Source organism: Occultella aeris (assembly GCF_902703175.1).
GTDB classification, from domain to species: Bacteria; Actinomycetota; Actinomycetes; order Actinomycetales; family Beutenbergiaceae; genus Occultella; species Occultella aeris.
The window spans coordinates 113122-122647 of record NZ_CACRYJ010000028.1 but is presented as its reverse complement, the minus strand read 5'-3'; the positions used below and the strand labels follow the sequence as shown (position 1 = coordinate 122647).

Annotated in this window: 10 protein-coding genes; 4 read left to right on the top strand and 6 right to left on the bottom strand. The window is 70.2% G+C overall.

From position 1 onward, the window contains the following. A partial coding sequence (locus HALOF300_RS10445) for a serine/threonine-protein kinase (protein WP_156740889.1) occupies positions 1 to 1284 on the bottom strand: 1284 nt, incomplete at its 3' end. Positions 1285 to 1390: 106 nt separating this feature from the next. Between HALOF300_RS10445 and HALOF300_RS10440 the strand changes: the two genes are divergently transcribed. Continuing rightward, positions 1391 to 2242, top strand: coding sequence for a hypothetical protein (locus tag HALOF300_RS10440; protein WP_156740888.1), 852 nt, complete (start codon positions 1391 to 1393; stop codon positions 2240 to 2242). On the opposite strand, the gene HALOF300_RS10435 is transcribed toward HALOF300_RS10440, so the two are convergent. From HALOF300_RS10435 to HALOF300_RS10415, 5 genes are read right to left on the bottom strand one after another with little or no spacing between them, the layout of a single operon-like run. Next, complete coding sequence (locus HALOF300_RS10435) at positions 2224 to 2772, bottom strand: GNAT family N-acetyltransferase (RefSeq protein WP_156740887.1); 549 nt, start codon at positions 2770 to 2772, stop codon at positions 2224 to 2226. The two genes, HALOF300_RS10440 and HALOF300_RS10435, sit on opposite strands and share 19 nt — an antisense overlap. A 34-nt stretch (positions 2773 to 2806) precedes the next feature. Continuing rightward, positions 2807 to 3496, bottom strand: coding sequence for a response regulator (locus tag HALOF300_RS10430; RefSeq protein ID WP_156740886.1), 690 nt, complete (start codon positions 3494 to 3496; stop codon positions 2807 to 2809). After that, positions 3493 to 4854 (bottom strand): sensor histidine kinase, encoded by a 1362-nt coding sequence (locus tag HALOF300_RS10425; RefSeq protein ID WP_156740885.1) that lies wholly within the window; start codon positions 4852 to 4854, stop codon positions 3493 to 3495. Before HALOF300_RS10425 ends, HALOF300_RS10430 begins: the two co-directional genes overlap by 4 nt. 53 nt (positions 4855 to 4907) lie before the next feature. Next, positions 4908 to 5753: an ABC transporter permease gene (locus HALOF300_RS10420; RefSeq protein WP_156740884.1), complete on the bottom strand. Its 846-nt coding sequence runs from the start codon at positions 5751 to 5753 to the stop codon at positions 4908 to 4910. Beyond that, a complete protein-coding gene (locus tag HALOF300_RS10415) occupies positions 5750 to 6709 on the bottom strand; it encodes an ABC transporter ATP-binding protein (RefSeq protein WP_156740883.1) in 960 nt (319 codons plus the stop codon). Before HALOF300_RS10415 ends, HALOF300_RS10420 begins: the two co-directional genes overlap by 4 nt. 329 nt (positions 6710 to 7038) lie before the next feature. Between HALOF300_RS10415 and HALOF300_RS10410 the strand changes: the two genes are divergently transcribed. The 3 genes from HALOF300_RS10410 to HALOF300_RS10400 all read left to right on the top strand — a co-directional run bounded on the left by HALOF300_RS10410 (position 7039) and on the right by HALOF300_RS10400 (position 9504). Continuing rightward, positions 7039 to 7929: a Bax inhibitor-1/YccA family protein gene (locus HALOF300_RS10410; RefSeq protein WP_156740882.1), complete on the top strand. Its 891-nt coding sequence runs from the start codon at positions 7039 to 7041 to the stop codon at positions 7927 to 7929. A gap of 103 nt (positions 7930 to 8032) precedes the next feature. Further along, positions 8033 to 9022 (top strand): acetylxylan esterase, encoded by a 990-nt coding sequence (locus HALOF300_RS10405; protein ID WP_156740881.1) that lies wholly within the window; start codon positions 8033 to 8035, stop codon positions 9020 to 9022. An 80-nt stretch (positions 9023 to 9102) separates the two neighbouring features. Beyond that, a complete protein-coding gene (locus HALOF300_RS10400; RefSeq protein ID WP_156740880.1) occupies positions 9103 to 9504 on the top strand; it encodes an FKBP-type peptidyl-prolyl cis-trans isomerase in 402 nt (133 codons plus the stop codon). Positions 9505 to 9526: the final 22 nt, after the last annotated feature.

Genomic DNA, 9526 nt, shown 5'->3' with positions numbered 1-9526 from the left:
GGCCGGGTTCGGGCGGGCCGGTGCGGGTTGGTGTCGGTAGGGCTCGCGCTGCGCCGGCGGGGTGGCGCCGGGGGCGCCATAGCCGTAGGGCGCCGTGGGCGGGACGGCCGACGGCGGTGCCGCGGCGGGTGCCGACGGCGCCGACACCGTGCCTGCGGTGGGCGCCGGCGGTGTCACCGGACTCGACGGAAGCGGGCCGGCAGCCGGGACTTGATCCGGATCGGGCAGCACTTCACCGGGCGCGAGCGTCTGGTGGCCCTCCGGCACGGGCATCCGCACCACCTCGTGCGCGGCCCGTGGGCGCACCCGCGTCTCGCCCGGATCCGGCGGTTCGGGGGCCGGGGCGGCACCCTTCGGCACCTCGAGCGGGGTGACCTCGAATCCCAGCTCGCGTTGCACGTCCTGCAGCGCTTGGGCCATCGCGATGGAGCTGTCGAACCGGGCATCCGGGTCGTAGGACAGCCCTCGTCGGAGCAGCGCCCGCAGCGAAGGGGGCACGTCTGAACGTTGCATCTGGGCGACGAAACCGGTGTGGATCCGCCCGGTCAGGTGGGAGGCGCCGTTCGGACCGCCGGGCACCTCGTGCGGGGACCGGCCCTCGAGCAGCGAGTACAGCGTGGCGGCCAGCGAGTACCGGTCCGACCGGGTGTCGGACGTCGGCGGTTCGGCGAGCGTCTCCGGTGCCGCCCACGGCAGGCTCAGGCCGATGGAGTCCGAGGTGTCGAGGTCCTTGGCCCCCGCCCCTACAGTGGCGTACACCTGCGCCCGGGCGATCGTGGCGTCCGGGAAGTCCTCGTCGATCGTGGAGATGCCGAAGTCGGACAGCACAGGCACGCCGTACTCCGTGAGCAGGATGTTCGCCGGCTTGATGTCGCGGTGCACGATCCCGGCGCGGTGCGCGGCCTCGAGCGCACTGCTCAGCCGCACGCCGAGCGTGAGCACGTCCTTCACGGACAACGGGAAGTTCCGGTAGTGCTCGCCGAGGCTGCCGCCCGAGCAGTACTCCATCACCAGGTAGGGCTGACCGTCGCCGTCGACATCCGAGGAGTAGATGGAGGCGATGTTGGTGTGGTTGGACAGCCGGGCCATCAGGTTCGCCTCGGCGCTGAACTGGCGCCTGCTCGCGTCGGTCAGCGCGTCCGTGCGGAGCACCTTGATCGCCACGTCCCGGCGCGGCATCAGCTGCTGGTACAGGTACACGTCCGAGAACCCGCCGTGCCCGATCGGGTACTTGTAGACATAGCCGGAGATCTCGGGCGGCGGCTGGATGCGCTGCTCGGTCATGTACCTCCCCCGGGGACTCGTGTCAGTTCGAACCGTGCGGCGGACCGGCTAGATTGGGCTCGCGTGTCCGTCGATGACGCGTCCGATCATATGGGGGAGAACACCGATGGGCCTCAGGCGCACCTCGATGGCGTGCGTCGCCGTGCTCTCGCTGGCCGCGTTGGCCGGCTGTGCCAACTCGCCGACCACCGCCCTCGGCCCGGAGCCCACCCCCGCCGTCGACCCGGATGGGGCCACGGCCGACCTGCAGACCCTGCTCACGGAACTGTACGGAGCGTTCCTGGTCTCCGGCGACGACGCCACCACGATCATCTCGGCGGGCGCGACCCCGACGGTCGCCGTCGCGGAGCTCGATCAGGCCCTGGAGCTGGGTGACCAGGTGGAGGCGTTCGCTGCCGCGACCAGCGCCGAGCTCGTGCGCCTGGCGACGCAGTCCCCGACCACGCCGACCGGCGTGAGCGTCGAGATCACCGGTACCACGGTCGTCGGTGAGGAGAACTCCCGACCGGTTGCCGCCGTCGACCTCATCACCACGATCACCCAGCGTGGCGGTGCCACCCGCGAGGCCGAGGCCGAGTTCCTGATCGGCTGGGGCGACGACGGACTGACGGCGGTGTGGGCGCTCGCGCGCGACGGCACCGACATCGTGCGGGACTCGGGGATCGGGCTGAACTCACCCACCGGGGCGGTGGACCGGTTCCTGCGCCTGGCGCTGAACGAGGAGTGGGAGGCACTCGAGCAGCTCAGCGGCGGCGTGAACGCGAGCGACACCGAGCTCGCCGTGTTCGCGTCGGTGGCCCGTGCGACGACGGGCAGGTACCACGTGCTCGAGCTGCCGCAGGAGCGGGCGGGCAGCACGCACGTCGTGTACCTCGTCGGGGAGTCCAACCAGGTCATCGGCCGGTTCGAGGTCGTCCTCGGCCGGGACCTGCGGGTGGTCTACTTCCCGACGACCTGAGTCGTGGAGTCGAGCGTGGCCACCATGGTCGTCGCGTCCCCGTTGCGCCCGACCTCGGTGAAGCCGAGCGACTTGTAGAGGCGCAGCGCGGGGTTGCCGTCCTCGACGCTCAGGCTGATCCTGCGGATGCCCTGGTCGCGTGCCTTGGTCATCAGGGAACGGACCAGACCGGTGCCGATGCCGCGGCCGCGCTGGTGCGGCACCACCGCCATCGACAGCTCCGGCACGTCCTCGGCGACGAACCCGTAGCCCGGGTTGCGCGCCGGGAACTGGCGCAGCCAGGCGGCGCCGATCGGGATCTGCAGTCCGCTCGGGCCGGCGAGGTCGACGGCGATCACGCCGATGTCCCCCGCGCGCTGCCAGCCGGCCACATACAGCGAGGTGGACTTGTCCTTCAGGATCTGCTTGCGGGTGAATCGCTCCTCGCCCCGCCAGTTGAACGCCTCGAGCAGCATGTCCACCAGGAACTCGGAATCCTCAGGCCCGGCCTCGCGCACGCCCACCGGTCCCCGCCGGGACTCCTCACTCATCGATGTCCTTCCTTCACTGCCACTCGGATACGGATCAGGCGGGACGGATCAGACCGGTCTCGTAGGCGTAGACCACGGCCTGGACGCGATCGCGTAGCCCCAGTTTCGCCAGCACTTTACCTACATGCGTCTTTACTGTCGCCTCGGACACGAACAGTCGTTCGGCGATCTCCCCGTTCGACAGGCCCTCCGCGATGGCCAGGAGCACCTCGTGCTCGCGGTGGGTCAGGCCCGAGAGCGGCCCGTCGGCGGCGTTCCCGGCCGCGCCGGAGGAGTCGCCGGCGGCGCCCTCCGGCATCTGGGTGGCGAACATCTCCAGCATTCGCCGCGTGATCCTGGGGGAGACGACGGCGTCCCCGGAAGCCACGGTGCGGATCGCCCCGACGAGTTCGGCCGGTTCGGTGTCCTTGAGCAGGAACCCACTGGCGCCCGCCCGCAGCCCTGCGAACGCGTACTCGTCGAGATCGAACGTGGTGAGAATGATCACCTTCGTGTCCGGTTGCTCGGCGACGATGGACGCGGTCGCGTCGATCCCGTTCACGCCAGGCATCCGGACGTCCATCAGCACCACGTCCGGGCGCAGCGAGTGGGTCATCCTGACCCCGGCGGCGCCGTCGGAGGCCTCCCCGACGACGGTGATGTCATCCTCCGCCTCCAGGACGAGGCGGAACCCCATCCGCAGCAGTGACTGGTCGTCGACCAGCAGCACCGAGATCCCCGTCATGAATCCTCCTCCGTCCGTTCGAAGTGCAGCACGGCGCGCAGCCGCCAACCGCCGGCATCGGGGCCGGCCTCGATGGTCCCGTCGTACACGGCGGCCCGCTCCCGCATCCCGACCAGGCCCTTCCCACTGCCGGCCGGCCCGGTCTGCCCGCTGCCAGCATCATTGCGCACACTGACGGTGACCGCGTTGTCGCGGCGCGCGATCGTGACCGAGATGTAGGACGCTCCCGGGGCGTGCCGGAGTACGTTCGTCAGCCCCTCCTGGACGATCCGGTAGACCGTCAGCTGCAGCCCGGCGTCATCGGGCAGCGCGGGACCGGTGAAGGTCAGGTGCACCGGCAGCCCGGTGGCCCGGAACCTGGCGACGAGGTCGCTCAGTGCGGGCGTTCCCGGCTGTGGGGCCATCGGCAGGGCAGCGGTATCACCGTCGGATCCGGCCGCCTCGGCGGTGCTGGACCCGGCCGGCCCTGTCGAGCCGGCGGGCCCGGGCACCGCGCGCTCGGCCGGGTCCTCCCGCAGCACACCGAGGATGCGCCGCATGTCCGCCAGGGCGGCCCGGCCGGTGCCGGACAGTTCCCGCAGGGCTTCCGCGCTGCGATCGGGGGACCGGGTCAGGCTCGCTCCGGCGCCGTCGGCCAGGGCGATCATGACGGACAGACTGTGTGCGACGACATCATGCATCTCCCGGGCGATCCGGGCGCGTTCGGTGGCCGCGGCGAGCAGTTCCCGTTGGTCCCGCTCGAGGGCCAGCTGGTTCGCGCGATCGATCAGGCGCTGCACGTGGTCACGGCGGTTGCCCACGCTGGTGCCGATCGCGAGGGCCACGAGGGTGAACCCGGCAGTCACCACGATGCCGGCGAGCGCGTTCGCGAGTGGTGTGAGCTCGGGGTCGAGGCTGGTCAACTGCCCCCAGATCAGCAGGGCCGCGGCGACTGCGGCGTTCGCCGAGATCAGCGCGAGCCAGGCGATCCGTGGCGGGTAACTGGTAGCGACGGTGTAGATGGCGAAGGCGAGCGCGAGTTCGAAACCGCCGCTGGAGCCGGTCGCGCCGATCGCGATCACCGAGAGGGTGGTCAGCGCCGCCAGGACCCGCAGCGGGGTGTGCCGCCGCCAGAACAGGGCGACACCGGCGAGCACGGCGAGTACGGCGAGGAGGATCCCGTCCGAATCGACGAAGAACGCCGAGACGAGGGCGGGCACCAGGAACCAGGCGACGACCACGCGATCCATGGCCACCGGGTGTGCCGCGAAGTAGCGACGGATCGGTCCGAGCCGGCGGGCGTGCAGTTCCGTGAACGGAACCTCGACCTGGTCCGCGCCGATCCGGCGGGAGGTGCGGCCGCCGGAGGGTGCGGACACGGCCGGAGGCGCCGGCGGGAGATCTCCCGCCGGCGCCTCCTCTGGTTGAGTGCTCAGGCGTCCCTCCGACGCAGGAGCACTGCGGCGGCCGTCAGCGCGGCGACCACCCAGATCATGAGGACCCCGAAGCCCTGCCACGGGGTCAGCACCGCACCGAGCTGCTCACCGATGATGATCCGCTCGCCGGCCGCACCGGGCAGGTACGGGGCGATGTCCTGGATCCACTGGATCTGGATCGAGCCGAGGATCGGCAGGAGCAGGAGCATCCCCAGGACGGTCGCGATCCCGGCGGCAGCGTGTCGCATCAGGGTGCCGATCGCGAAGGCGAACAGGGCGATCGCCGTCATGTACAGCGGCACGCCGAGCAGGCTCTGCATGCTGGCCGAGTCGCTCAGGTCCACCTGGAGGTCGTAGGCGGAGAGCATCGGTGTGGTGACCAGGACGGCGATCGCCACCCCGACGGCGCCGAGCACGAACGAGGTGATCGCGACGATCGCGCCCTTGGCCGCCAGCACGGGCAGCCGGGTGGGCACCGCGGTGAGCGTGGACTTGATCTGGCCCGTCGAGTACTCGCCGGTGACGATCAGCACGCCCAGCACCGCGACCACGATCTGGCCGAAGTAGTAGCCGAACGAGGCCACGCTGGTGCCGATGACGGTGCCCGTACCTCCGAGGCCCGCCTCCTCCATGCCCCCGCCGCCCTGGGCGATCTGCGTCATCCCGAAGCCCATCAGGAAACTGAAGCCGACCATGACCCCGACGGTCACGATGGCCACCCAGACGGTGGACCGGAGGCTGGTGAACTTGATCCACTCCGAGCGCAGGATGCGCGGGAAGCTCAGGTGGTAGCCGTTCGCCTCGGTGGGACTCACGGGCGCGGTGGCGGTAGCGGCGGTCATCGGTTCGCCCCTTCGGTCTCGGCGACGACGGCGGGTGCGGTCTCTTCGCCGGCGCCGTGGGAGTGGTACTCCACGTCGTCTGCGGTCAGGGTCATGTAGGCCTCCTCGAGCGAGGCCCGCATCGGTGTGAGCTCGTGCAGCACGAACCCACCGGCGGCGGCTGCCTCACCGATCTGCTCGGCCGAGAGTCCATCCACCTTCAACAGCGACGGCTCAAGGGAGGTGACGGTCACGTCCGCGCCCTGCAGCCGGGCCACGAGGGCCTCCGCCTGCGGCGAGCGGACCCGCACGCTCGACTTCGTCACGGCGTCGATGACGTCCTGGACGGCGCCGGTGGTGATGATCCGGCCCCGTCCGATCACGATGAGCTCGTCGGCGGTGATCGCCATCTCGCTCATCAGGTGCGAGGACAGGAACACGGTCCGGCCCTCGTCGGCCAGGTAGCGCACCATGGTGCGCACCCACTTCACGCCTTCGGGGTCGAGACCGTTGACCGGCTCGTCCAGGATCAGGGTGCGCGGGTCGCCGAGCATCGCCGCGGCGATCCCGAGCCGCTGGCCCATCCCGAGGGAGAAGCCACCCACCCGCTTGCCGGCCACGGCGGCCAGGCCGGTCATGTCGATGACCTCGTGCACCCGAGCCTTGGAGATGCCGTGCGTCGCGGCCAGACCGCGCAGGTGATTGGTCGCGCTGCGGCCGGAGTGCACGGCCTTCGCCTCGAGCAGCGCCCCGACCTCGCGCAGCGGTGCCCGGTGCTGGACGTAGGGCTTGCCGTTGACGGTCACCGAACCGTGGGTGGGCCGGTCCAGACCGACGATCATCCGCATGGTGGTGGACTTCCCGGCGCCGTTCGGCCCGAGGAACCCGGTCACACGACCGGGGTTGACGGTGAAGGAGATATCGTTGACGGCGACTTTGTCACCGTATTTCTTGGTCAGGCCGTGGGCCTCGATCATCGGGCCAGCCTCGCTTCCGGGTCGACGGTTTGGGGTGCTGGGCTCAACGCTAGGACCTCGCGCGGGCCACGCCCACCTGCGCCAGACGGATCTTCGCGCGACCTCCTCTCGCCCACTCGGGTGAGAGCCTCATCCGATCGGCGGAGATCGCCGAACGGCGCGTGGCGTTCGGGAACACGTGCGGGCATGCGGACGTTCTACGGGTGGAACCATCTTTGGATCACGAGCCGGTCCGCCGGGTGCGTGCCCCTAGGATGGGAGATCACGGCCCATGCACGTCGGGCCGGCCGCGAAGGTGGCCGGGGCGGCGCGACCTTCGGAGGCATTGAATGGCAAATCCCTTCTTCACGAACTCCGCGGAGTTCGGCAAGAGCAAGCCGAGCTACCCGCCGGTGAACCCGTACGGGCAGCAGGCCCAGCCCGGCTACGGCCAGCAGAACGCACAGCCCTACGGCGCGACGGCGACCCAGGGCTACGACCCGCAGTTCGCGTCCGTCGAGCAGTCCTACTACGGTCCCGACGCCGGCCCGGCGCAGACCGGTCGGCTCACCTACGACGACGTGATCATGAAGACGGGCGGAGTGATCGCGGTCGTCATCGGCGTCGCGGTCCTGGCCTGGTTCGCCGTTCCGCTCGAGATGCGCATGCCGGTGATGTTCATCGGCCTCATCGGCGGTTTCGTGCTCGGCCTCGTGAACGCGTTCAAGCGGAGCCCGAGCCCGGCGCTGATCATCGCCTACGCGGCGTTCGAGGGCGCGTTCCTCGGCATGATCTCCGGCGTGTTCGAGACCATGTGGCCCGGCATCGTCATCCAGGCGGTCCTCGCCACGTTCGTCACCTTCGCGGTGACGCTCGCGCTGTTCAAGAGCGGCAAGGTTCGGGTCACGCCGAAGTTCACGCGGTTCCTGCTGATCGCCGGCGCCTCCTATCTCGTGTTCTCCCTGGTCAACCTCGGCCTGATGGTGTTCGGCGGCATGGACGGCTTCGGCCTGCGCAGCCAGGAGGTCTTCGGGATCCCGCTCGGCCTGATCATCGGTCTGTTCGCGGTCGGTCTGGCCGCGATGAACCTGATCTGGGACTTCGACTCGATCAGCAAGGGCATCCAGAACGGCGCCCCGGCCAAGATGGCCTGGACCGCTGCCTTCGGGATCACGATCACCCTGGTCTGGCTCTACCTGGAGTTCCTGCGGATCCTCGCGATCCTGCGCGGCAGCAACTGATCCGGTATAGCCCGCCGTAGCCCGTCACCGGCGCGTCACCCCACCCGGGGTGGCGCGCCGTTGTCGTCACCGCCGGTGCCGAGTGCACCGCTACGGTAAGCGCATGCCGCTCTTCGACCTGCCGCTCGCGCAGCTCATCGACTACCGTCCCGACGTCGCCGAACCAGCGGACTTCGACGAGTTCTGGTCCGGGACCCTCGCCGAGGCACGGACCCACACCACCTCCGTCGACGTCGCCGAGGTGGACTCCGGACTCACCCACGTGGACGTCTTCGACGTCACCTTCCCGGGGTTCGCCGGGCACCCGATCAAGGCCTGGTACGCCCGCCCCGCGGGCGTCGCCGACGATCTGCCGATCGTCGTCAACTACATCGGCTACAGCGGTGGACGTGGGCTGCCCCACGAGCAGTCCCTGCTGCCCTCCGCGGGGTACGCCTACCTGAAGATGGACACCCGCGGCCAGGGCTACTCCGGCAACGGCGGAGACACCCCGGACCCGGTCGGCAGCGATCCGGCGGCGAGCGGCTACCTGACCCGCGGCATCGCGGACCCGGCCCACTACTACTACCGACGCGTGTTCACCGATGCCGCGCGCGCCGTCGACGCAGCACGCACGCTGCCCGGCGTCGACCCGGACCGCGTGATCGTCTCCGGAGGCAGCCAGGGTGGCGGCATCGCGACGGCGGCCGCGGCCCTGGTCCCGGACGTCGCCGGCGCGATGATCGACGTACCGTTCCTGCAGTACTTCCGCCGCGCCGTCGAGATCACGGCGAGCCTGCCGTATGCGGAGATCACCAACTACCTCGCCGTCCACCGGCCGGCCGTGGACCGGGTCTGGGAGACGCTCTCCTACTTCGACGGCGTGAACCTCGCCAAGCGCGCGCAGGCACCGGCCCTGTACTCGGTCGCGCTGATGGACCCGGTGTGCCCGCCGTCGACCGTGTACGCGGCCTACAACGCCTACGGCACGGGCACGGGGGTGCCGGCGGCCGTCTCGAAGCAGATCGAGGTGTACGGCTACAACGGCCACGAGGGTGGCGCCGGGTTCCAGGTCGCAGCGCAGCTGCGCTGGCTCGCCGACCTGCTCCGGTGACGTCACCGCCCGGGGCGAGGTCCGCCGTTGGGCGTTTAGGCTGGCACCGATCACTGACACCGAATCCGAGAAGAGGATCCATGACTTCCCTGCCCAGCGCCACCGGTTCGTTCGGCGACAAGCCGGCACTGAGCTTCCCCGAGAACGCGGCGCCCGCCGAGCTCGCCGTCCAGGTCATCAGCCAGGGTGACGGCGCCCTCGTCGAGGCCGGTCAGACGATCGACGTCAACTACCTCGGGCAGATCTGGGGTGGCGGCATCTTCGACAACTCCTACGACCGCGGCTCCTCGATCCAGTTCCCGATCGGCGTCGGCGCCGTGATCGCCGGGTGGGACAACTCCCTCGTCGGCCAGCCGATCGGCTCCCGGGTGCTCGTCTCGATCCCCCCGCACGAGGGGTATGGCCCGAACGGCATGCCGCGCGCCGGTATCAAGGGCACGGACACCCTGGTGTTCGTCGTGGACATCATCGGCGCCTCCTGACGGCATCGACAGCGCGAACGCC